The sequence below is a fragment of the Larkinella harenae genome (assembly GCF_054780515.1).
The window spans coordinates 117,897-139,389 of record NZ_BAAGWE010000009.1 but is presented as its reverse complement, the minus strand read 5'-3'; the positions used below and the strand labels follow the sequence as shown (position 1 = coordinate 139,389).

20 protein-coding genes are annotated in these 21,493 nt (G+C 49.8%); 10 read left to right on the top strand and 10 right to left on the bottom strand.

What is annotated here, in order from left to right; genetic code table 11:
- The first annotated feature begins 48 nt into the window (after positions 1-48).
- Together treZ and ACYVH9_RS27410 are read left to right on the top strand one after the other, a co-directional pair.
- Positions 49-1,899, top strand: coding sequence for a malto-oligosyltrehalose trehalohydrolase (treZ, locus tag ACYVH9_RS27415; RefSeq protein WP_460639657.1), 1,851 nt, complete (start codon positions 49-51; stop codon positions 1,897-1,899).
- Positions 1,900-1,935: 36 nt separating this feature from the next.
- On the top strand, positions 1,936-2,619 hold the full coding sequence (locus ACYVH9_RS27410; RefSeq protein ID WP_460639627.1) for an NUDIX hydrolase: 684 nt from the start codon (positions 1,936-1,938) through the stop codon (positions 2,617-2,619).
- A gap of 70 nt (positions 2,620-2,689) precedes the next feature.
- Here ACYVH9_RS27410 and ACYVH9_RS27405 read toward each other — a convergent pair whose 3' ends face one another.
- Complete coding sequence (locus ACYVH9_RS27405) at positions 2,690-3,079, bottom strand: hypothetical protein (protein WP_460639626.1); 390 nt, start codon at positions 3,077-3,079, stop codon at positions 2,690-2,692.
- A 452-nt stretch (positions 3,080-3,531) separates the two neighbouring features.
- Between ACYVH9_RS27405 and ACYVH9_RS27400 the strand changes: the two genes are divergently transcribed.
- The gene (locus tag ACYVH9_RS27400; protein WP_460639625.1) at positions 3,532-4,023 is read left to right on the top strand and encodes a hypothetical protein; all 492 of its coding nucleotides are present in this window, start codon (positions 3,532-3,534) and stop codon (positions 4,021-4,023) included.
- A gap of 111 nt (positions 4,024-4,134) precedes the next feature.
- On the opposite strand, the gene ACYVH9_RS27395 is transcribed toward ACYVH9_RS27400, so the two are convergent.
- The 4 genes from ACYVH9_RS27395 to ACYVH9_RS27380 form a co-directional block, all read right to left on the bottom strand.
- A complete protein-coding gene (locus ACYVH9_RS27395) occupies positions 4,135-6,813 on the bottom strand; it encodes an ABC transporter permease (RefSeq protein ID WP_460639624.1) in 2,679 nt (892 codons plus the stop codon).
- A complete protein-coding gene (locus ACYVH9_RS27390; RefSeq protein ID WP_460639623.1) occupies positions 6,810-7,136 on the bottom strand; it encodes a PadR family transcriptional regulator in 327 nt (108 codons plus the stop codon). The genes ACYVH9_RS27395 and ACYVH9_RS27390 overlap by 4 nt, the downstream gene beginning before the upstream one ends.
- A gap of 264 nt (positions 7,137-7,400) precedes the next feature.
- On the bottom strand, positions 7,401-7,580 hold the full coding sequence (locus ACYVH9_RS27385; protein WP_460639622.1) for a hypothetical protein: 180 nt from the start codon (positions 7,578-7,580) through the stop codon (positions 7,401-7,403).
- 200 nt (positions 7,581-7,780) lie between these two features.
- Positions 7,781-8,227, bottom strand: coding sequence for a hypothetical protein (locus ACYVH9_RS27380; RefSeq protein ID WP_460639621.1), 447 nt, complete (start codon positions 8,225-8,227; stop codon positions 7,781-7,783).
- 446 nt (positions 8,228-8,673) lie between these two features.
- Between ACYVH9_RS27380 and ACYVH9_RS27375 the strand changes: the two genes are divergently transcribed.
- Entirely contained in the window at positions 8,674-9,021 is a 348-nt protein-coding gene (locus tag ACYVH9_RS27375) for an NmrA family NAD(P)-binding protein (protein ID WP_460639620.1), read from the top strand.
- Here the strand turns inward: ACYVH9_RS27375 and ACYVH9_RS27370 are convergent.
- On the bottom strand, positions 8,938-9,309 hold the full coding sequence (locus ACYVH9_RS27370; protein ID WP_460639658.1) for a hypothetical protein: 372 nt from the start codon (positions 9,307-9,309) through the stop codon (positions 8,938-8,940). The two genes, ACYVH9_RS27375 and ACYVH9_RS27370, sit on opposite strands and share 84 nt — an antisense overlap.
- Before the next feature lie 53 nt (positions 9,310-9,362).
- Positions 9,363-9,797: a response regulator gene (locus tag ACYVH9_RS27365; RefSeq protein WP_460639619.1), complete on the bottom strand. Its 435-nt coding sequence runs from the start codon at positions 9,795-9,797 to the stop codon at positions 9,363-9,365.
- A gap of 448 nt (positions 9,798-10,245) precedes the next feature.
- Between ACYVH9_RS27365 and ACYVH9_RS27360 the strand changes: the two genes are divergently transcribed.
- A complete protein-coding gene (locus tag ACYVH9_RS27360; RefSeq protein WP_460639618.1) occupies positions 10,246-10,506 on the top strand; it encodes a hypothetical protein in 261 nt (86 codons plus the stop codon).
- Between the two features lie 214 nt (positions 10,507-10,720).
- On the opposite strand, the gene erm is transcribed toward ACYVH9_RS27360, so the two are convergent.
- Positions 10,721-11,542: a 23S ribosomal RNA methyltransferase Erm gene (gene erm, locus ACYVH9_RS27355; RefSeq protein WP_460639617.1), complete on the bottom strand. Its 822-nt coding sequence runs from the start codon at positions 11,540-11,542 to the stop codon at positions 10,721-10,723.
- A gap of 841 nt (positions 11,543-12,383) precedes the next feature.
- Here erm and ACYVH9_RS27350 point away from each other — a divergent pair.
- On the top strand, positions 12,384-14,975 hold the full coding sequence (locus ACYVH9_RS27350) for a sialate O-acetylesterase (RefSeq protein ID WP_460639616.1): 2,592 nt from the start codon (positions 12,384-12,386) through the stop codon (positions 14,973-14,975).
- A gap of 141 nt (positions 14,976-15,116) precedes the next feature.
- Here the strand turns inward: ACYVH9_RS27350 and ACYVH9_RS27345 are convergent, their stop codons facing one another.
- Positions 15,117-15,320, bottom strand: coding sequence for a hypothetical protein (locus ACYVH9_RS27345; RefSeq protein WP_460639615.1), 204 nt, complete (start codon positions 15,318-15,320; stop codon positions 15,117-15,119).
- A gap of 160 nt (positions 15,321-15,480) precedes the next feature.
- Here ACYVH9_RS27345 and ACYVH9_RS27340 point away from each other — a divergent pair, with 160 nt between their 5' ends.
- The 3 genes from ACYVH9_RS27340 to ACYVH9_RS27330 all read left to right on the top strand — a co-directional run bounded on the left by ACYVH9_RS27340 (position 15,481) and on the right by ACYVH9_RS27330 (position 18,460).
- Positions 15,481-15,786, top strand: coding sequence for a hypothetical protein (locus ACYVH9_RS27340; RefSeq protein WP_460639614.1), 306 nt, complete (start codon positions 15,481-15,483; stop codon positions 15,784-15,786).
- A 243-nt stretch (positions 15,787-16,029) separates the two neighbouring features.
- Positions 16,030-17,556, top strand: a complete 1,527-nt coding sequence (locus ACYVH9_RS27335; protein ID WP_460639613.1) for an FAD/NAD(P)-binding protein — start codon at positions 16,030-16,032, stop codon at positions 17,554-17,556.
- Positions 17,540-18,460: an AEC family transporter gene (locus ACYVH9_RS27330; RefSeq protein ID WP_460639612.1), complete on the top strand. Its 921-nt coding sequence runs from the start codon at positions 17,540-17,542 to the stop codon at positions 18,458-18,460. The genes ACYVH9_RS27335 and ACYVH9_RS27330 overlap by 17 nt, the downstream gene beginning before the upstream one ends.
- Before the next feature lie 473 nt (positions 18,461-18,933).
- Here the strand turns inward: ACYVH9_RS27330 and ACYVH9_RS27325 are convergent, their stop codons facing one another.
- A complete protein-coding gene (locus tag ACYVH9_RS27325; protein WP_460639611.1) occupies positions 18,934-20,448 on the bottom strand; it encodes a hypothetical protein in 1,515 nt (504 codons plus the stop codon).
- Between the two features lie 324 nt (positions 20,449-20,772).
- On the opposite strand from ACYVH9_RS27325, the gene ACYVH9_RS27320 reads away from it, so the two are divergent.
- The gene (locus ACYVH9_RS27320) at positions 20,773-21,273 is read left to right on the top strand and encodes a hypothetical protein (protein ID WP_460639610.1); all 501 of its coding nucleotides are present in this window, start codon (positions 20,773-20,775) and stop codon (positions 21,271-21,273) included.
- Positions 21,274-21,493 lie beyond the last annotated feature (220 nt).

Here is a 21,493-nt window from a genome sequence, read left to right as displayed (position 1 = left end):
GTTATATGGATCATTTATAGTGTATACTGATTCTGCTAAATGGATATGATGACCTATCAAGCGGTGAGCCAACGTTCGCTCGGTGTTACTTTTCAGGAGTCCGGAGAAGCTGAAATGCTTCTGTGGGCTCCCGTGGCTGATGAAATCGAGCTGGTTGTAGAGAACCGGGACTTAGCTATTCCCCTACAAAAACGAGAGACCGGCTATTGGCAAGTAATTACAGACCAACTCAAACCCGGTGATTATTACCAGCTCCGGCTGAATGGTGATACCCTGCGGGCCGACCCGGTTTCCCTTTCTCAGCCAAAAGGCGTGCACGGACCTTCGGAAGCGATTGATACAAACCAGTTCACCTGGACCGATCCGGATTGGAAAAATATCCCGTTGGACGCGTACATTCTTTACGAGCTTCACACGGGTGCGTTCACCCCGGATGGAACGTTTGCCGCCATTGAGCAAAAGCTGGATTATCTGAAAACGCTGGGCATCAATGCCATTGAAATTATGCCTATTGCGCAGTTTCCCGACGGCCGGAACTGGGGGTACGACGGGGTGTTTCCGTACGCGGCCGAAAATGCCTACGGTGGGCCTTTTAGTTTGCAGCGGCTAGTCGATACCTGCCATCAGAAAGGCATCGCCGTGGTGCTCGATGTGGTTTACAATCACTTTGGGCCGGAAGGAAATTACTTTTCCGATTTCGGACCCTATCTGACGAAGAAATACTGCACCCCCTGGGGAGACGCGATCAATTTTGATGATGCCTGGTGCGACGGTGTCCGGCGTTACTTCGTTGAAAACGTTTTGATGTGGTTTCAGGAGTTTCACATCGATGCCCTGCGGCTCGATGCGGTTCACGCCATCAAAGATTTTAGCCCGGTCCACATTTTACAAGAAATCCGTCAACAGGTGGATCTGCTCATGAAAACTACGGGTAGAACGCATTACCTGATTGTTGAAAACGATCTGAACGATCCTCGGTTTATCAATCCGCTGAACCAGCAGGGCTTCGGGATGGATGCCCAATGGATCGACGAGTTTCACCATGCGCTTCGGGTGGCATCCGGGGAAGAACGGAAGGGGTATTATTCCGATTTTAACGGCATTGCCCATTTGGTAAAATCGTATCAGGATGCCTATGTGTATGATGGCCAGTTTTCCGCGCACCGGAAAAAAGCCTTTGGTAGCAAAGCGGAAACGAATCCCGGTCGCCAGTTTGTGGTGTTTTCCCAAAATCATGATCAGGTAGGCAACCGAATGCGGGGTGAGCGGACGGGCCAGTTGGTAAGCTTTGAGATGCAGAAACTTCTGGCGGGTGCCGTCATGGTGAGTCCTTTTCTCCCTATGCTCTTTATGGGGGAGGAGTACGGTGAGACAAATCCGTTTCTTTATTTTGTCAGTCATACTGACCCCGATCTGGCCGAAGCTGTTCGTCAGGGGCGGAAGCAGGAATTTGCCGATTTTCACGATCAGGGCGAAGTGCCTGACCCGCTGTCAGAAGAAACCTTCACACAGTCCAAATTACAATGGGAATTGGTGGAGAAAGAACCGCATCAAACCCTTTTTCGTTACTACCAGGCCCTCATTGCTCTTCGGAAGCAGCACCCCGCTCTGCGCCATCTTAATCGGCAACACCTAGCGGTCAGTCTGTATGAGGAGCAGCAAACGATGCTCCTACACCGCTGGCATACCGATCAGCACGTTTACTGTTTTTTGAATTTTGCGAAAGAGCACCAGTTGATTTCGCTGCCCGGACAAAAAGCCAGGTGGCAGAAACTGTTCGACTCGGCGGATCCACAGTGGCAACAATCGCTCAGAGACGGTATTCCGACTGCGCTCGAAAAGGGGCCGGATTCAGATGCCATTCGGCTAGCGCCCGAATCGATTGTAATTTACTCGTAAGGCCTTATTACCCGGGCCCAGTATTTTTTTTATTCAATGGAACAACAAGAACCTTTTCAAAACTCATTCAAGTTTAAAGCCTGGCAGCACGCATTGCAGGCCCAGGAAGTACAGCTTCGGGAGGTCCAGGAGATTTATACCCGGCGAGGCAAGGAGGGAAACGTGCTCCATGCATTGGTAAAGATTGATACTCAGGCTCCTGATGGTGGCCAGCTGGCTCCCCTGTGCTTTATCAAAGGCCACGCCATTTCGATTGTGGTCGTCTTAATTGATGAAAAAAGCGGTGATAAGTTTGTGCTGCTGGTTCGGCAACGGCGGGTTTGCAACGGTTCCCGCACCTATGAACACCCCGCCGGCATGGTCGAGGATGACGAGGAACCCCTGGCGGTAGCCGTGCGTGAGCTCGAAGAAGAAACCGGCTTGCAAGCTACTCCGGACGAAATCATTCCGCTGGGTTCAAAACCTTGGTTTTCGGCAACCTCTACCAGCGATGAAGCTCTATTTTTTTTCTACTGCGAACGTTCAATGCCTGGGTCGGCGATTCAGGCTTTGCACGGAAAACAAATGGGCAAAGCATCCGAAAATGAACAGACTGAGCTTCATATTGCCACCTTTCCGGAAGCCCACCAGGTAGTCAGCAATATACACGGTATTATGGGCCATTTTTTATACCTACAAACCGTGGGAGATTACGAAACAATGAAGATGCTCTCATGTTGACTACGAATTTTGTCAATCAAAAAAGCTGGTCCTAACAGGGTCAGCTTTTTTGATTGACAAAATTAATTTTTTATTGAACTGCCACCTGTCGGGCAGCTATCACTGGTTGTTGGGTTTCCAGCGTTATTTCCTTAGTGGTTGTTTCCACGCCGTTGCTCACAGCGAGGTGGTACACCCCGTCGGGCAGGTTGCTCATATCCAGCCGGTAACGCACTGCTCCTTGATTCTTGCCGATGCGCTGGGCAAAGACGGGCTCACCTTTCGCATTGCGCAGCTGTACCAGAACCGGGCTGGTGGTCTCTTTCTGAACGGCCACCTGCAACTTGCCCTCGGTGGTGGTGTAGATGCCGGTCTGGAAAGCGGCCGCTTTTTTGGGTTCTTTCGGGTTCGCATTAACGGCGTTGAAGGAAGCAGCGGTTAAGGCAAAGGCAACGAGCAGGGTGCTGATCAGGGCTTTCATGGCGTCTATTGTTTTAAAGATTGTTGTTCTGTTTGATTGAGTCAAAGGTCGGCAGGTTGGCTAGCAAAGCCTGTCACAAATGAGTCAACTCCTGGTACTTTTGGGAAATGCAGTTGGAATCCTTTTTCGAGTGATGAATTTCAACGGGTAGCAACTCGTGATTCGGTAGGAGAGGTAACTTATAATGAGTATATCTATGATTTGGCTATGGGTCAAATCACGGGTTGTGGAAGCGAACCAAGGGAGTTTTTGAGTGTAGAAGTTTACTCTTTGTGGCTTTGCAGCCAGAGTCCTAATTTCTTTTGTTTCTAACAGTTCGTCGTGAGTTGGTCGCACAAGGCCAGCCCGAAATTAAAGCAAAATGGGCGACGGCACGGCCCCTTATTTGATCCCCCCGTTAAACTTTTCCTAAAATCCACGTCTAAAGTGTACCATTCCGATTTCACTTTTGTATGAGAAAATCACTTGTCCTTGCCTTTTTTCTACTAAGTACGCTGGTTATTGGCACCAGCATGGCGGTTCAGAAACAACCGGTTCGCATTCAGATCGTCATCGTTCAGAAAACCGGTCAACTCTGGGCGAACATGACTTTTACGAACCAATCGGCGCTGCCTATTTATTTAAACAAACTCGATATTGGCATGAGCCAACGGTTGATGAATAACCTATTTGTTGTGAAGCAGAAGGGACAGGAAGTATCTTACACCGGTGTGATGGCGAAACGACGCCCGCCGACGCTGGAGGATTTTGTGCTTCTGGAGCCGGGAAAGAGTGTAAGGACGACCATTCGACTGGATCCATCGTATGCCTTTAAACCCGGTAAAAATCGGTATTCGATCCAGTATCGGCATTACCACGGGTCACCGAAAGATTCCTCAGTTTTGCATGAATTAGTATCGAAGCTTTACTACTTCGACTACGCAAAACCGGTCATCGAACCTTGATGTAGCCGTATCAGCCGGTCAACAATCCCAATCGAGTTTGATGACCGGCTAATACGGGCTTCTGTAGCGAGGCTTTATTAATCGTTAAGTTTGTTCTGGTAACCCAGCCGTCTATTCACTTCTTAAACTTTTGACCGGATTCATCAAGGCGGCTTTGATGGACTGAAAGCTAATTGTCAGAAAGGTAATCAACAACGCCCCCAGGCCAGAAGCCGCTACGATCCACCACGATAGTTCGGTCCGATATTCGTATTGCTCCAGCCACTTGGGCAGCGCGTAGTAGGCCACTAGCGCAGCGATTCCAATGGCAATGACGACCAGAAGGATAAAATCTTTTGAAAGCAACATCCAGAGGTTGGTTACCGACGCTCCCAACACTTTCCGTACCCCAATTTCCTTGGTTCGTTGTTCGGCCATGAACGAAGCCAGACCGAACAGTCCCAGACAGCTGATGAAAATAGCCAGACCCGCAAACAGGCTGGCTAAGACCCCAATGCGTTCTTCGGTACGGAATTTCTGATCGTACTCCTCATCGACAAACGTATAGTTAAATGGCGCTTCGGGCAAGTGTTTCTTTAACACTGTGCCAATGGTAGCCAGAGCCGCCTGAGGGCTCTGACTCGGGTTGAGCCGCATGGTCAGGAATTGGCCAGGTTTGGGACTGATAAAAAAGACGGATGGCCTAGCGGGCTCATAGGGTGAATCCATAACCATATCCTTAACCACGCCAATGATGTGAAACCGGACGTCAAAATCACCACCCCTCCAGGTGATGGTTTGCCCCAGTGCATTCCGTAATCCCATAAACGCCAGAGCCGATTCGTTCAACACGATTCCCGTGGAATCCGAGGCCAGTTGTCGGGAAAAATCACGGCCTTGCTTAAAGTGCCAGCCGACGGTTTTGCCAAACTCGTGTGAGATACCCACTGTTCCAAAATTGACCTGTAACGTCGGATCTTTACCGGCCCACTCAAAACCGCCATTGGTGGAGCGAACTTCGGTTAAGGGACTGGCGGATTCCCCGACTTCTAGTACCGCACCTGATTTAAGTAACTCATTGCGAACCGTCTCGCGGTGCTGCTCGTAATGGGGTACATTCAATAGCAATGAAATTAAGCCCTGTCGGCTATACCCGATGGGACGGTTTTTAGCGTGCTGAATTTGCTGATAAACCACGATGGTGCCAATAATTAGGGTAATGGAGACGGTAAATTGCACCACTACCAGCATCCGACGGGGCGTAGCGATGCTATTGAGCGAGGGCAGTGATCCCTTTAGAACCGCAATGGGCTGAAACGACGACAGATAAAGGGCCGGGTAACTACCGGCAATTAGCCCTGTCAACCCGATAAAACCCAGTCCCAGCACCCAAAATTGGGGAGATAGGAGGGGCAGAACCATGTGTTTGTCGGCGATTTGATTAAACAACGGCAGCGCCAGGTATACCAGGAGCAGAGACACGACAAAAGCCAAAGAAGCTACCAGCACGGATTCACCAAAAAACTGAGCCATCAACTCCTGCCGCCGTGAGCCGATGGCTTTTCGAATTCCTACTTCTTTGGCCCGATTGACCGAGCGGGCCGTCGACAGGTTCATGAAGTTGATGCAGGCAAGCAATAAGACGAAGACCCCAATACTACCGAACAACCAGACAAACTGAATCCGGCCTCCGTCATTCACGCCATTTTTCCAGTCCGAGTACAGATGCCAGCGGGACATAGGGTAGAGGACTACTTCGGGGTTGGAGCGGTCATTCTGAGTTTTTCCTACCAACATCCTTTTGATTTTGGCCGATACATCGTCGAAAGTAGCTCCGGGAGCCAACTGGACATAAATCTCAAACGAGGTATTGGTCCAATCGTCTTTGGCCTGGCTTACCCAAGGGGTCGAAGCGGCATACAAATCCCAGGGGGCAATAAATTCTACATCTGCAAAGCTGCTGCCGTAGGGCAGGTCCTGGTAAATACCGGTCACCCGAACGGTCATGGAGTTATCGATTGACAGGGTCTTCTGTAGCGGATTGGCATCACCGAATAAGGTTCGTGCCAGAGACTCGGAGAGCAGAATGGATGCGGGATCTTTTAAACCATCCTGACTGCCTTTGAGCATCTTCAGCGATAGCATCTGGGGCGCTTCAGGAGTCATGAATTTACCACTCTTTGAAAACACCTGATTCGCTACCTTCAGGGAATGCCAACTTGTCCACCAAGCCAGAACAACATGCGTGAATGGTTGCGTTTCGGTGAGCCGGTCGTTGCCAGTCTTTCCGTAGTTGATTAGGAGGCTTTGGGCTAAGGGAATGGGAAGACCGGCTTTGGTATCTGTTTGTCCATTAACCGTTCGGTTTCGCATAAGCTGGGCAATGCGATCGTAATTAGCAAACGATCGATTAACCGAGAGTTCATCCTTCAGCCAAAGCCCAATGAGTATCGCAACTGCCATACCCACGGCCAACCCACTCAGGTTGATGAATGAGTATCCTTTGTTTTTAACCAGCTGTCGAAGAGCGATGAGGAGATAATTTCGTAGCATTGTCATCAGGGCAGGTTTAAGATGATTCGTTTCTTGTCGTTTCAGTAAGGAAGGACGCAGCAGACTCACCACATCACGCACATAACGCCACCGCGCCCGGGGCTGCCTCATTGTCTGCACCCGCAGTTGGAAAAGCTCTTCCAGGTCTCCCTCCATTTCCTCGAGCCGCTGGGAAGGGCAAAGCCAGTGTAGCAGCCGGGTTGCCCAGCTCGGTGGCCGGGACTGTTGGTTTGGCTCAACGTCGTCAAACGGGTTCATGACCAGGCGGTGGGAGGAATTATGTTCCACATCTGGTTGCGTAGCTGCCGGATCGCTTCCAACGTCTGGCGACCGTACGCCGTCACCGAATACAGGCGCTTTCGCCGGCCACCGCGTTCTGCGCTCATTCCTCCCATTTCCGATTTGACCATTCCTTTTTCCTGAAGCCGGTTGAGCGCGGAGTGCACCGCACCCAGATTGACCGAGCGGCCCATCTGCCGCTCAATCTCACTAACAATAGCTGCTCCGTAGGCATCGCCCGCCCGGATGGCCACGGCTAGCAAAACAACTTCTTCAAACTCACCCAGGTGCGTTCCTTTCATGTATCCGATTAATACTGTATATGTATAACAAATGACTTGCCAGAATCCTTAAAAAGAGTTTCCCAGGGTCTACATAGGCCTTTTGCCGGGACTGTGATGAAGGAAGGTGTCCAAAATCGGACAGAGCTGCGTACGATGATGGACACCCGTAGCCGGAGCAACTACAGGGTGTTGGTTCATCAGTCTGACCCGGTCGCAGCCCCTTGACTTTCCACTCTGCCCCATCCGTGTAGAGATGAACTTTTTAGTGTCAACCCAGTGCCGTTACTCCGTGGCCGAGGACGGTTTTGGGAGGGGAGTGCCCACCGCGATGGGAACACCAAAATCCGGGCTGCCCTCTTTTTTCCAGTTAAATTGCTGGGCGCGGGGCGTTCGATCCTTGCAGGCCTTATTGGCATGGGTCTTCGCATGATAGACAATCCAGTCTTCTTTACCATCGGCCAATTATGCGCCAAATATTGATATAGTGATTCAAAACGCCAAGTGAATTTAGTCTTCATGGGCCGACATGACTATGTCGGCTCGGTTGTGCGGAGGGGTTTCCGGTTTTTATCGAAGTCGACGAAAACTAGAGCAATGCGCTGACTTTTTGAGAAATCGACGGATCAATTCGGGGTTGGGGGCAAACTGCCGCCCCCAGTGTTTCAATACACTTGCCTAAAGCAAGGAAAAAAGGAAAAAGCGGCAAGACTTCCCACGATGACGGGGAGTCCCCACATGGCATGCAACCCGTGAAAGGCCTGGAGAATAATGATTTCAACCAGAAACCAGATAGCAAGGCCACCTAAAGCGAATCCTGCCAAGATCCAGTCGGTTTTTTTTCGACGAAGTACCGCCCAAAAGGCTGCCGTATTCAATACACCCAACCCGAGAAGGATCAGGCCGGGTACGAGAAAATCGCGGAAGACGCCCCGCATCATCCCAACCGGCATTTGCATCAGGCTCCCGTCTGGAGCGGCAACAAGCAGGCTTCCGCCGAGCAGGGCACCTGCTGCCTCGTAGGCTAGAACGCTAAGCAAGATGATCCGTTCACGCTTTGGTTGAATTCCCTGATATTGGGTATGCTGGTGGGTTTGTTCAGGGTATTTCATGGTTAGTTGTTGGTCTTTGAACCCTGTGAACTTCGCAAAATTCCGATGATGGAGCGATGACCTGGAACGCCTTCTCGTCTGATTCTGATCATTGCGTTTTTGCAAGGGTGACCTGTCCGGGAGTTCCTCACTCCCTAGCCTTGTCAGGTAAAGAAAGTGTAGAACGGGGAAGAGCGACAGTGGACGCGCCAAATAACGGGTTCCGACCGCCTTAAAAAGAAATCATTGCCTCTTGAATCCCGTTCAGGGCTGCAATCTGCGTATTGAGTTGGATAGCTACGGTTCCAAACCTGGGGAAATACCAACGTCTAGGCATACTTTCAAGCCCTAAAATTCACTTGAGCTTTTGAACAAATGAGAAAGAGCTTTACGGAAAACCGTCAAAAAACCGCTACGTGTACTTTTGTCTGGTCAAAAACAGGAGTAGAAATCAGTAAGACCTTAAAGTGATAAATTCAAACACAACACCTTTTATACTGGTGATCGGTGGAACAGGTACACAGGGCGGAAACGTTGCCCGGGAGCTCCTCAGGCATGGTCACCGAGTCCGTGTCCTTACCCGCAATCCAACTTCTACTGAGGCCCAGCAAATAGCCGCGCAGGGGGCTGATGTGGTCAAAGGCGATCTGGGCAATCTGGCTTCACTCTTACCAGCGATGAAAACTATTACCGGTATTTTTTCAGTACCCTATGCGGATCCGTACGATAGGTCAGTGGAACTTCGGTATGCAAGAAATATGGTGCAGGCGGCCCAGGAAATGAGAATCGGGCAAATTGATCCTACTTCGTCCTGATGCCAGAGCGTTTTCAATACCGTTTTTCGTATCCGGAAATACCCAGTCAAGTACCTGGGTGGCAGCTGGGTTTTGAATTGGTGCGATAACAGGAATTGCCGCTTTTCGCAGCGTAAAAGCAATGTCCGCCCCGCTGTCAGCATAGCCGCCCGGTTTCATGGGTTTGATGATGCCATCTTTAACGGGTGGAGGTTCGGCCTGGTACAGGACAGCCACGGGTTTTTCTGAGGAAACAAGCATACTGAAAAATGAATTGATCAGCGCCAAAACAGACCCTTTAATAAGCATGGCTCTTCCTGGCCAGTTCCCAGAAAGGTACCGACTGTGTGGAGGTCGCTGACTCAGTTGTAACCAGATTTACTAAGTAAATTCCCCTCCTCGCAAATTTCCTTGGCAAAATGGCGCCATTCCTGAAAGTCAAAGGGCTTCCGTTGAATTCTATAAATGCCTAATGCATCCGGGTCGATACCGGATTGCAGTGTTTGGCTTACAATATAATCGGCGCTCATCTGGCTGAATAAAATAATTTTGGGTGCTTCCTGATCCAGATTACTCCGAAGCCACCGAATGAATTCAATACCGTCCATTTCTGGCATCTGATAGTCGACCAGCATCAGGGTAGGCTGGTTGGAAAGTAGATTTGACTTTACCAGGCTCACATCATGAAAGGTGGTGATATCGCACTCGATTTGTTCTTTATGGAATGCTCTCGAAATGATATCAGCGACGTTTTCATCATCATCGATCAGCCAAATGGACGGTTTTGATTGCATCATGATTCTGGTTGATTGCGGTTTGTCAGTCAGATTACTACTTGTAACCTTATTCCATCACCAACGGTTTGATCGAATTTTGGATGGGGTGTATCCCAAAGCTGTAAACTGCTCATTATGAAATGGCTTGGTTTCAGTGCATCGGATGAACCACTAAATCCGCTGCGTTGAAAAGTATGGATAGTAGAAAAAACAAAGCAGGGAGGAGAATACTTAGCGCTTGAAAAAAGGATTGCCTCCTGGTAGCTATTCCGTAAAATTTATGGGTGTACCGGTGTTCCTTCTAAATGGGATTGAGTAAGGTATATGCGCCCTTTACATGCCTGTAAGAAACCGAAAATAAGGGTGTTTCAAAAGGCCAAACATATAGCCCCAAAAACAGAAAATTCTTGGAGTTACTGAAATGGATTTTTAGTAATATTGAAACTGCCATCTCTAACGTGTACAGGAAATGTTTGAATCCATTCGGGCTTATTTTAAAGGCAATCGCCTTGAAAAAGCCGTTCATGAAGCTCAGTTGCTGGAGTTTACTAATTTTTACGATGCCGCCCGGGTATGCAATCGATTATTCAGCAGCGGTAAAGATTATTCCGTCGTCAAGCACAAAAATGAAGAGCTGTTCTGGGCGGTAAAAACCAAACTGGTAAAAGCGCTGGTTGACGATGGACATGTCCTCATCAAACCCAAAGACCTCAAGTCTTCCCGAAAGTAATAGCCAGGGGTGATTTTAAGGCCTACCCATAAGCCCAAAGGCTCGACCGGGCTTTTTGGCTTATGAGTTGTGAAGTGCGTGGGACCGTACCCTTACCATCGGCAACCATAATTCAGCCGCGTGGTCTTTAGAGTAATTTAGTGTGAAAATGTGTTTAGAGAAAATAGCCGGAGGTGGCTGCTTCCGGCTATTTTATGAACCTGTACACCCAGCGTTAAAAACCGTTGGGAAGCCTGTCTCCAGGATGAAACTTTTGGGGTACTTTTTCAATCATGGTCAGGAAACAGCCTTCCCATTGCGGGATTGAGAGGGCGACTACCGGACTCTCAAGCTTTAATCCGTACTTGTTAGCTAGGTCCCGAACCTGGCTTTTCCTGAAAATCCGTTTTAGCGCAGTGTGGATGGCCAGCTCAGGTTCCCGCAATAAGCTGGACAAGAATGTCAGGTACTTTTCCTTATGTTGAAACCCAATGGGTGACTCTCTCTTTTTTATGGCCAAGAGGGCTGATTTTACGGTGGGCGGTGGCATGAAACATTGGGGTGGCAGTTCACACATCAGTTTTATATCGAAAAAGGTGCGGTAAAAAACCGTGTAAGGGTTGTAGACTTTTTCAGCAACCAACTTTTTCGCCGGTTCCAGTTGAATCACCAAAGACCCTCCCATAAAACACATGACCCGATCAAACAGGAGAGCTTTAAGAATATCCGCCGTGAGGCCGTAAGGGATATTGGAGACAACTTTGAAGCGCGTACTGGGATATGCGTAATGTCGAATATCAGCGTCAACGATGTGTACACTGGAATAACGGGCAAATTTCTTGCGTAAAATCCCGACCAGTGCTTTGTCATTCTCAATGGCGATGATGCTTTTGCAGCAATGAATCAAATGCGTCGTTACATTGCCAGTACCGGCGCCAATATCCAACACGGTATCCGTCTGTTGGAGGTTGGCAATTGTTATCGCATCGGCAATCAGGAGGTTGTCAACGGTGAAGTGCTGCCCCGTAAACCGTACGGGCAGTTTATTTTTTCTCATTACTTAAGTTGTAGCGATGAATACTGGGTTCAGATCACAGAAAAGTGATGAGCCAGCATGCACACCGCAGAAACTAAGCTTTGAGGTAAGGACTTACCTAGTGGGCATAGACCACCATTATGTAGCCATTAAAAGCTGCACATGAATGGTTTGAGAGGAGTATCGTCGGCTGACCATCACTTGGATCGTAGCCATGGCCGCATAAAGCCCGCACAACAATAAAAGCCCATGTTGAAGGATGTTAAAGTACTTATTGAATGCAAAGTTGGGGAAAAAGAATGAATAGTGGTTCATTTCAACCTGACTTTCTTAGACTGACTCTCCAGACGTAATTTCTTTTCCGGCAGCCTGGTGTCAAGCCATCCCGCTACCCAACCAGGCTATAATCCACGAATACAACCGATCCCGTGTAGGGTTTTATCAATAAATGCTGTTTTACTGTTTGATAAATTGAAGCCGATGTTGTAGTGAGTTACTAGTGAAACTTGCCGCTTTTCTAAAATGCAGCTTGGATGGGCGATTGCCTAAAAGCAGGTATATTCTAAAAAAGTTTTGATTTTATGTTAATATTTTGATTTTAAATTGTTTTTGGTTAAGATTTTTTACGGATATTAGCGGGTCGCTTAGCAATTCTTCTCCCAACTTAAAACAAACCAATGCTATGGTAATCGTTTCAGTCCGCCCTCCTCCGGGTTTAAGGAAAGTTGAAATTAATGTCTGATAATTATTTATCCGTGTTACGGTTCCCTCGCATGCGGAGGAGAAAAGCTCGGCTTCGTTGTAAACCGACCGCTTCATTTTTAACGAAATCATCCTTGTTATTTTAGTTCACAAATCGCATATGAAAAATAGTCTACTACTATTCACCTTTCTTATTACTTGCGTTTTCCCGGGCTTTGGGCAGGCCATTACCCTGCCAGGTTCGGACGGTGCCGTCTTTCAGCGGTGCGGAGTAGGTCAGGGAGCTGGACTCGAGATTGGGATCAATTTTAACGACGCTTCTTTATCCCAGGTGCAAGTGCTAGCTGAACGATTCACCAATACGGCTTTAACCACCACTACTGTTGTTCAAAACTGGGTATCTTACACCTGCGACGCGTATCCGGGCGTTGGTGGAGTCTATAAGCGCGTAGTCATTAACCTGGGAGACGGCATGTTTCGCATCAAAGTCCGGCGGCAGGACAATAATTCGATTCAAACGGATTACCGGCGGTTAGGGGTTGGCGAAGTCTTTTATGTGGCTGGGCAGTCCAACACAACGGGGAAAGGTGACGTTCCAACACCGGCGGTTTTGGATGCTGCGCTAGGAAACTGGATACGGTTTGAAAACAGCAAAAACTTTACCACGGTCAACCTCACGGCACCGTATCCAGCCTGCATTGCCAATCCGAATAGTACCACCCAATTCCCGGCGGGAGCGGACGGTTCTGACCCCAATGCCTCGTACATGGCACATTGGTACCGATTGGCGGAAAAGTTGGTACAGACCTGGAACGTCCCCGTGGCTATTTACCAAGCCGGGTGGGCGGGTTCTTCTATTGATGATTGGTCGACGGCGGCTGATGGAAATAAAGTTTGCCGCTTATGGCAGAATTCGGTAGGGTCCGTCCAAACCTATCCGTATCATAATTTAAAAACGTTATTTGCCGACCGGAAATACAACGGGGCGCGGGCCGTCTTATGGCATCAGGGGGAATTCGATGGCCTTCTTAATACCGCTCAAAGTGTTTATGAAACCAAATTGAGAAATCTGATTGCTAAGTCAAGAACGCATTCCCAAACGGATATGGGGGTCTCGATTAACTTACCCTGGGTCATTTCGCAAGCCAGCAAGAGCAACGGAGTTGCTTCCAAATCCGCCATTACGAATGCGCAGAATGCCGTGGCTGGTGATGCCAACAACTGGCTGGGACCCAATACGGACCTGTTGGATAACCGGGTGGATGGCACTCATTTCAATCAGGCGGGGTTGGTTCAACTAGCTGATGCCTGGTTCAGTAAACTAACGACGGGAGGTTTTTTGACGAGCCGCACCCCGATCCCTGCCTTTGGGCGCACGGTTTGTTGCACGACTTTACCGGCAGCACCGACCCTTTCTCCGATTTCCAGTACCATTTCATCCGGGCAATCCCAAGTGCTGACCGCTTCGGGTTGTTCGGGGGGCGTGATCACCTGGTCAACGGGTGCTACTGGCCCGGGTATAACGGTGAGTCCAGCCACGACCACCACCTACAGCGCCCGGTGTACCATCAACAATTGCACAAGCCTAATCAGTGGCGAAGCAACCGTCATCGTGAGCGGGATAAATCCGCCCTGTAGTTGTGGATACACGCTCATGTCAGCTAGCCAGGTTAGTGGCCAGATGAAGGGACAATACACGTTTAGCTCCTGCAGCGTCTCGTCGATGACCTGGCAGCTTAAAAACGGGGGGACGGTTTTGGCTTCGGGAACTGTCACGCCCAGCAGTGCCACAGTTACCTTCGATATTCCCAGCACGGTAGCCTCCGGCAACTATACGTTGCGGGTGGTGCCAAACAATTGCAGCGGAGATGGTAGTAGCGTGTATGAACGGGCCTTTGCCTACACCAAGCCAGGTGGGGGGCTATCCATCAATCCAACCACCTGGTCTACGGATGCGTATACCAATTCTCAAACGATTTCTGTTTCCAGTAACGTATCCTGGTCGGTTAGTAGCAATGCATCCTGGCTAACGGTAAGCCCTTCTACCGGCATCAACAACGGAACCTTTACGCTGAGTGTATCGTCCAATACAACCGGTAGTTCACGAACCGCAACTGCGACCGTGACGGGTTCTGGGGGCGGGGCAACGCCGAGTGTAACGGTTATTCAGGCCGCAGCGCCGGCTCAGTGCAGTTGTGGGTATACGCTCATGTCAGCTAGCCAGGTTAGTGGCCAAATGAAGGGACAGTTTATATTCAGTTCCTGCAGTGTATCATCTCTGACCTGGCAGCTCAAAAACGGAGGGACGGTTTTGGCCTCGGGAACCGTTACGCCCAGCAGTGCCACAGTTACCTTCGATATTCCCAGCACGGTAGCCTCTGGCAACTATACGCTGCGGGTGGTACCAAACAATTGCAGCGGTGACGGCAGTAGTGTGTATTCTACATCGTTTACCTACGCCAAACCAGGAGGGGGGCGCATCGGCGCTGAATTGGTCCATTTGGAGGACCTGGTGGTTTCGCCCAACCCGAGCACGCGGGATCTTAACGTAAGTTATTACGTTGAGCCGGGCCAACCCGCTACCCTATCCGTTGTGGATTTACAAGGAAAAAGCTGGCATGAGAAAGCATTCGTGGGTGATGGATACCGCACGCAGGTTATTCATTTGAGTAACCAGGCCCAGGGAGTGTTCATGCTTCAACTGAAAACGACGGGCAAACTGCAGGCGAAGAAAGTCATTGTTCTGCCCTGACCGAGCCTGTCATGCCATACCTAATGGCAGCAGAGCTACCTTGATCGCGCTGCCGAACCAAGTTAGTTGATTGAAAGTCGAAAAGGCTGACCAGATTAAGGTCAGCCTTTTGATTTAAACAAAGCCTCCCTCGCCTGCTGGTTACGGAATGACGACCAATCGAGCCGGATGGCTGGGTTGATGCGTGGTGAGGGGAACGTGTTGGACGGTTTCTTCGATGCCGTTGCTGATCACTACCTGGTAAACCCCATCGGGAAGGTTGCTGACATCGAGCCGTAACCGGGCACCCGGCTGTCGTTTGCCGATTTGTTGCGCAAAGACAGCTGTTCCTGCCCTATTTTTCAAAAAAACCTTCATCTCATGCCCATGCGTTGACGGTCAATTGCTTGGCCCGAAAGCAAAGGCAATCCTTGTTTACTGGATCGAGGCCCTGAGCGCTTTACAAAAAGATAACATACCGTTTCCGGGCCAATGCTGAACTTTAGGTTCACCAAGCTGATAACCCATGACGTACGAACCACTACCCCCACCCGGCCGAAAGCGCCTGACCGATCATTCTGTTCACCTAACCTGGCATTCGTTATCGTTTGAACAAACCTGCTGGTTAATCAAACAGACTTACTTTCTTAAAAAAGCTGTTTTTGCTGACTTCTATTTTTATGAACAGCTGTGTTCCATCCACGTTAAAATTGGCCCCAGCGATACCACCACCCTCATTTTTCCACAATCCCGTGTAGGAACTATTACGGAGGAAATCATTAATCTGGTCATTCTTGAATTGACAACCTCGCCCGAGGAACTGGATTCGTAAGCCGCCTTTGAACACGTATAGGCTTTCGACAGGGCTGGCTTGAAGTTCCATTCGTTCGTAAGGCGCGGGCTATGACGGGTAAAAGGGCGTTTGGCCCCGAAAAGCTTACCGGGCCAGTTTTTTCCAACATAAAGTCATTCCGCTTGCTCGATCCTTATCCACGCCCAGACAAACATTATACGGTTTGCCCCGTTTCAAAAAAGGAAGGCTAGTGGAATGCTGAGGACGTGCTACTATTTTAGAATGAAAAAAAACACAATTGCCATTATTGGCGGAGGGGCTTGTGGCGTTGCAACCTTTATTCACCTGGTTTTAAAGATTGTTATTGAGCCCTTACCGGCCCCGGTTTCGCTCCACATCATTGAAAAAAACGACGAATTTGGACCCGGACTGGCTTACGGGACGGGTCAGCAGGCGCACCTGCTGAATACGCCGGCCTACCTGATGGGCATCTTTGCCGAAGAAAACCTGCACTTTGTCGAGTGGATGGAGCAAAACCGAAATTGGATAGAAGAAAATTATCCCGGGACAGAGATTCATCCGCAGTCCTATCCACCCCGAAACTTATACGGTCGTTACTTAACCGAAACGTTCGAAGAATATGCCCGGCTTGCCCGTAAACAGGGCGTGGAGGTGGTCCTGCATCGGGATGAAGCCATTGATGCCACTGTCAATAAAAAAAGCGTTAGGCTCAAACTGGCTTCCGGAAAATCCCTGCGGGCTACGGTAGCCGTGCTGGCAACGGGGACTCCCCGGTCCAATAATTTTACCCACCTGGAAGCGTCTGCTCATTACCTGGATTCTCCCTGGCCCGTGGAACGCGTTCACCAAACGGTTACCAATCCGCAGGCAACCGTCGGTATTCTGGGTGCCAGTCTGACTGCCATCGACGCGGCCATGACCTTGACCGACAACGGACATACTGGTCCGATTCGGTTTTTTTCCAAAGATGGGTTATTGCCCCGGGTTCAGCCGCCCAAGGAGGTGCCTTTTGATCGGCAGCTACTTACCCTTGCTGCCATCCGGAAGCTCGTCCGGCAACAGCAACAGCCCCTTCGCATCAAAGAGTTGTTTCGGTTATTTCTGGCCGAAGCGGAGCGGGTGCTTGGTCCGCAGGATAGCTGGAAACACGTCGATCGGATTGGACAACCGCCATTGGCCCTGCTGGAGGAAGACATTCACCTGGCTTTAAAAGGCGAAAATCAATTTCAGAATATCCTTTATTCGACTCGCTACGAATCTTTTCCTATTTGGCAACTTTTACCGGCCGACCAAAAACTTATGTTCATTAAATGGCTGAAGTCACTCTCCGACATTAATCGACACGCCATCCCCCTGATCAACGCAATGAAAGTTCGGGACCTGCTGAAATCAGGTCAACTCACCGTGAGTCCCCATTTGAAGGATGTCAACTGGGATTCGGCAAAAAAACAATTTGTGGTCACCACGGAAGATGAGGAACCTTTTTGGGCTGATTATATGATCAATGCCACTGGTCCGGCCACTGCATTGGAAAAAATGGACATTCCCCTTCTTCAACAATTAGCAAAAAAGAAGCAGCTAATTCCGTACGAACCCGGGGGAGTGCAAGCTGACGTTCAGACCATGCAAATTGTAGTGCCGGGCGTGCCCGATGCGCCCCTGTACGGCATTGGTCACTTATTGGTCGGTGAGCTGTTCGACACCAACTCTGTATGGTTTAATGTCGCCCGAATTGATCAACTGACCAATGACATCCTTAAACGCCTGAAGCATGGAAGTTCTCACTAAGCTCCTGACAAATGTCGTACCCCTGTACCTTTTCATTGGCGCAGGGTACGCTGCCAGCCGATGGTGGGGTCTTAAGAGCAAACCCATCTCCAAACTGTTGCTGTATGTTCTGATTCCACTCGTTATTTTCGACAATTTGCTCAAAGCCGAATTATCGCAGGTGGCCATTGTGGCAGGCATCGTCTTTTTGCTGGCCGCTTTCATGAACGGTCCGGCCTGGTGGGCCCGCCGGTATGCCGGTCAGGATATGGATCCGAATTTACTACGGTGTTCCTACTCCTATTTTAATGTGGGTTGGTTTGGTATTCCGGTGGTCATGGCCTTATTCGGGGAAGAAAAAATGCCACTTATCATTTCGGCTTACATGGGAAATGTTCTCTACGGGGATACCGTTGGCTATTATTTGGTTTCACGTAGCAAGGATTTACCAATCGGTGAGTCGGTGAAAAACGTGCTGAAAATTCCGGCCATTTATGCCGGAGCCGCTGCGCTGATTGCTAATGCATCGGGTGTTGACCTGCCCTCTGCTCTCGAACCCGTTGCCCAAGGAGCCAGTTGGACGCTTTCGGCCCTGGGTATGCTGATCATCGGGGTGACCCTGACCGAAATTGATTTTAAAAATGTAGCCTACGGCCGTTTTGGCAAGTTACTGGGCATCCGCTACGGGGCTGCGGCCTTGTTAATGGCGCTCTTGGTGCTAGCGGAGAAAACGATTGTTGGGCAACTGGAAGGGGATGAGCAAAAGCTATTGCTGCTGATTGCTTCGTTCCCTATTGCGGCCAATTTGGTCGTTTTTGCCACGTACCTAGAGACCGAAACCTCAACGGCTTCGCTGTTGGTCGCCCTATCGTCTTTGATTTCACTGGTATTGGTGCCGACAGCTTGCCTGTTGTTGTTTCAATAGCCCCTATTGTCTTCTGAACAGTGTGTCAACGACGGTTTTTGTAGTATCCTATTTCTTTTTGATCGGAGTAAGGCAGTGATTCATGCAAGAGTGGGTCCAACGAAAAATAAGGTATTTTATGGTTGGGAATAGTATTTTTAAGGACAAGTTAAGTATACTAACAAACCCTCATTGGGCTTCTAATAGAGATTGGTAAGTAGACAGAACCCGGTTTGTAGCCGGGTTCTGTCTTTTAAAAAGAAAGTAACCTGGCTGCCTTTCAATGCCAAAGGCGTCATCACCAACTACTTTCATGGTTTTGCCCAGGTGGTTGCTGGACATCATCTTGCTGCACTTCGAATCAGACTGATCTTAACCCTGACAACTGGCTAATAAATGAGTAGAGAAATCAGGTACGAAACCACCTGGTTAAGACAGGAAGCCTTCATTACTTCTGAAGATCTCCTGCGATCGGACGGAAAATATCCACTCTCTTACTGATAAGGCACGTTTGAGCAACCTCCCATTGCGGAAATTTTTGAATCCATCCGGCCCCACAGGTTCTGAGCTTCCAGATGCTGGAGAGTGTAAGTCTTGGAGAGCGTTTCAAATACCTTCCCATTCGCGTGGGTTTTGCCCATCCTCTGATCTTCGCAATATAAATGGAGCAAATACTTCGGCAGATATTTTATGGCTAACTCCCGGTTTCGCCGACCGACATTTTTTAGCCGGGTGTCTTCCGGAAGCGATTGGTCAAACCAGGCCTTGTAAGTAGCCTCTGTAATCAGCAGCTCCCCGGCCCCAATGACGGGATCTTTGGCTAACGAACTGTAGGGGGTATCGCCATGATCCAGGTAATAGCCTTCGGTCATAAAATGGACCTGACTATGCCCCACGCTTCCAGCCATGCCTACTGGAATGTTTACTGTCCGCAGCAGCATGCGTAAAAAAGCGGCCGTTCCCCCACATCCTGGCGTCCAATGCCGTAGGCCCAAACCGGGATCAAGGCTATAAACCGATCCACTCAGTATCCGGGTCATGGGGGGCCGGCCCCAGTATTGATAATGCAGGTTCATGGTCGAGTCACTCCAGGTTCCATAGGTATGGGATAGGTTGTACCGACACCAGTCCAGGGTGCGCCCGATGGTCGCCAGTCGGGTGGTGCCGATCATCCCCTGGTTCTTCAGGAACTGATAACTGGCTAAAGGAGGCCCCGGAGTGACGGATTGAAATAACACATACCCCTGCACCGAACCGTAGTCCTTCCAGGTAAACATGCCGTTGCTGCTAAAGATCCAGAAGAGCTGCATCGTTGAGTAGTTACGGACCGACCAGTGGACGCGTTTGCCCAATTCCAGGGCCAGGGAATGGGCCACGCTACTCCGATAATATGCCCAGGCATCATCTACCGATAACAGCGTTCCCTGCCGGTCGGAATGGGCATTGCGGTTGAGGGGAATTTCGGGCACAAAAATGGAGTTTCCCTGCCAGGCTTTACAGAAGGCCACCCAGAGCTGGGTTTTCTCCGTAGCACTCCACTCTGGCCAGCGATGAGGGCCCTGTGCATCGTTCCAAGTGACGTATTCAGCGACACTAGGGTTATTTTGTAACCATTCAAACAGATCCGGCCGGGTTGGATCGATAACGACGGGTGTACCATTGTTTTTGGCGATCACGGGCCGGTTTGCTTCATAATCCTTGGGTAAATCAACCCGCAGCAGGTCATTTAGGGAAGCGGCCTCCCGCAGACTGATGCCCGTCACGGCCTCGGAAGTATTGCGATCGTACTGGAAGACGATGTCAAAGGTACCCTCCCGATTTTTAGTAATAGTATAGCGGGTCAGGGGCGCTTTTTTGCCGATCAGCAGTTTCGATGACTCCCCTGTACGATCATCCGTTGTTTGGCGGGCGCCGTTGGGGCTGAGAAATTCCGATTGGGGTGAAAGCCCCGCTTTCTCGCAGGCAATTAAAAGCCAGATCAGGCTGCAGACGAAAACGATTCGTTTCATGGTGTGAATGCGTAGGTATTGGTAAATAATGGATGGCAAAAGTAGAGAGAAAGGGGTGTGGGGGAGGGTTATCCGGAATGGGATAGGATATAAGCCTCGACTCAGCAGCTGAAAGCAGGCGTTGCGAGGCTCAATGAGGGAGCGGTTGACCATGTTGATGCGCTATTTAACGTCGCTTCGGTGACCACTTCCTCATTCGGCCGGTGGAGGCCGGGTTTGATCGTTTTATTTCCTCTTTTCAGCCGCTTCATCGATGACTTGTCCTTCCATTGCCCCTGACTCCCCTTTCTTTGCGGGCAGTATCACCATTCACATCATACCAGTATGAAACCATTCATTTTAGCCCTTTTGCTGCTGGGGGCATGTACAGCCTGCCAACCAGATGAACACCAAATTACGCCTACGGCCGCCCACTCTTCGGTCCGGTTGGAGGTCAAACCCATTTCCAGTCCGCCGATTCTGGTCGACTATTTGTTCTGGCCGCCCCAGTCCCCCAACTATTCGGTGGTGTGCTTCTATGCTAAAGCGGTGAGCGGGAGCATGCCAGTCGTGTTTCCACTGAAGGTTTACCTAAACGGGGTCTACCTGGGCCAAATTCAGGAGCAATACGGTGGCCATGCCAAAGGTCCGTTGTATGACACCCAGCCGATCAAACCCCACCAACGGCTCATCACCACCTTGTCTACGCCGGTGGGGCCAGTACATTACCGGGTATCGATCACTGATAACACGGGTAAAAACGTAGAATATAATCCATCAGTGACAGCCTATCCCTCCGATCGGAGCAACTTCAATATCTACCCCCACGTCACAGGATGGCAATAGGGAAGGACTAAGTAGTGTTAACTCCCCCTCCTGGCCTGTTCAGGCTAAGGGGGCTTTGATGGATCGCCATCCAAATCAAATAGTATGGTGTCATAGCGTTCTGCCTTTCGAAAGGCAGAACCATCCACCCTTACCCGCTTGGGCAAATATTGAGTTGGGGAAAACCGTTTTATGAGTGATCCTCAATAAGGAAGAGTAACTGGTTGGCTATCAGCTTACA

Excerpts from the sequence above, each read along its gene's own strand:
- ACYVH9_RS27365 (WP_460639619.1), bottom strand. The coding sequence starts at position 9,797 with ATGATGCAATCAAAACCGTCCATTTGGCTGATCGATGATGATGAAAAC.
- ACYVH9_RS27410 (WP_460639627.1), top strand. The coding sequence starts at position 1,936 with ATGGAACAACAAGAACCTTTTCAAAACTCATTCAAGTTTAAAGCCTGG.
- erm (WP_460639617.1), bottom strand. The coding sequence starts at position 11,542 with ATGAGAAAAAATAAACTGCCCGTACGGTTTACGGGGCAGCACTTCACC.
- ACYVH9_RS27395 (WP_460639624.1), bottom strand. The coding sequence starts at position 6,813 with ATGAACCCGTTTGACGACGTTGAGCCAAACCAACAGTCCCGGCCACCG.
- ACYVH9_RS27360 (WP_460639618.1), top strand. The coding sequence starts at position 10,246 with ATGTTTGAATCCATTCGGGCTTATTTTAAAGGCAATCGCCTTGAAAAA.
- ACYVH9_RS27380 (WP_460639621.1), bottom strand. The coding sequence starts at position 8,227 with ATGAAATACCCTGAACAAACCCACCAGCATACCCAATATCAGGGAATT.
- ACYVH9_RS27405 (WP_460639626.1), bottom strand. The coding sequence starts at position 3,079 with ATGAAAGCCCTGATCAGCACCCTGCTCGTTGCCTTTGCCTTAACCGCT.
- ACYVH9_RS27325 (WP_460639611.1), bottom strand. The coding sequence starts at position 20,448 with ATGAAACGAATCGTTTTCGTCTGCAGCCTGATCTGGCTTTTAATTGCC.
- ACYVH9_RS27350 (WP_460639616.1), top strand. The coding sequence starts at position 12,384 with ATGAAAAATAGTCTACTACTATTCACCTTTCTTATTACTTGCGTTTTC.
- ACYVH9_RS27320 (WP_460639610.1), top strand. The coding sequence starts at position 20,773 with ATGAAACCATTCATTTTAGCCCTTTTGCTGCTGGGGGCATGTACAGCC.
- treZ (WP_460639657.1), top strand. The coding sequence starts at position 49 with ATGACCTATCAAGCGGTGAGCCAACGTTCGCTCGGTGTTACTTTTCAG.
- ACYVH9_RS27400 (WP_460639625.1), top strand. The coding sequence starts at position 3,532 with ATGAGAAAATCACTTGTCCTTGCCTTTTTTCTACTAAGTACGCTGGTT.
- ACYVH9_RS27330 (WP_460639612.1), top strand. The coding sequence starts at position 17,540 with ATGGAAGTTCTCACTAAGCTCCTGACAAATGTCGTACCCCTGTACCTT.
- ACYVH9_RS27370 (WP_460639658.1), bottom strand. The coding sequence starts at position 9,309 with ATGCTTATTAAAGGGTCTGTTTTGGCGCTGATCAATTCATTTTTCAGT.
- ACYVH9_RS27390 (WP_460639623.1), bottom strand. The coding sequence starts at position 7,136 with ATGAAAGGAACGCACCTGGGTGAGTTTGAAGAAGTTGTTTTGCTAGCC.
- ACYVH9_RS27340 (WP_460639614.1), top strand. The coding sequence starts at position 15,481 with ATGACGTACGAACCACTACCCCCACCCGGCCGAAAGCGCCTGACCGAT.
- ACYVH9_RS27335 (WP_460639613.1), top strand. The coding sequence starts at position 16,030 with ATGAAAAAAAACACAATTGCCATTATTGGCGGAGGGGCTTGTGGCGTT.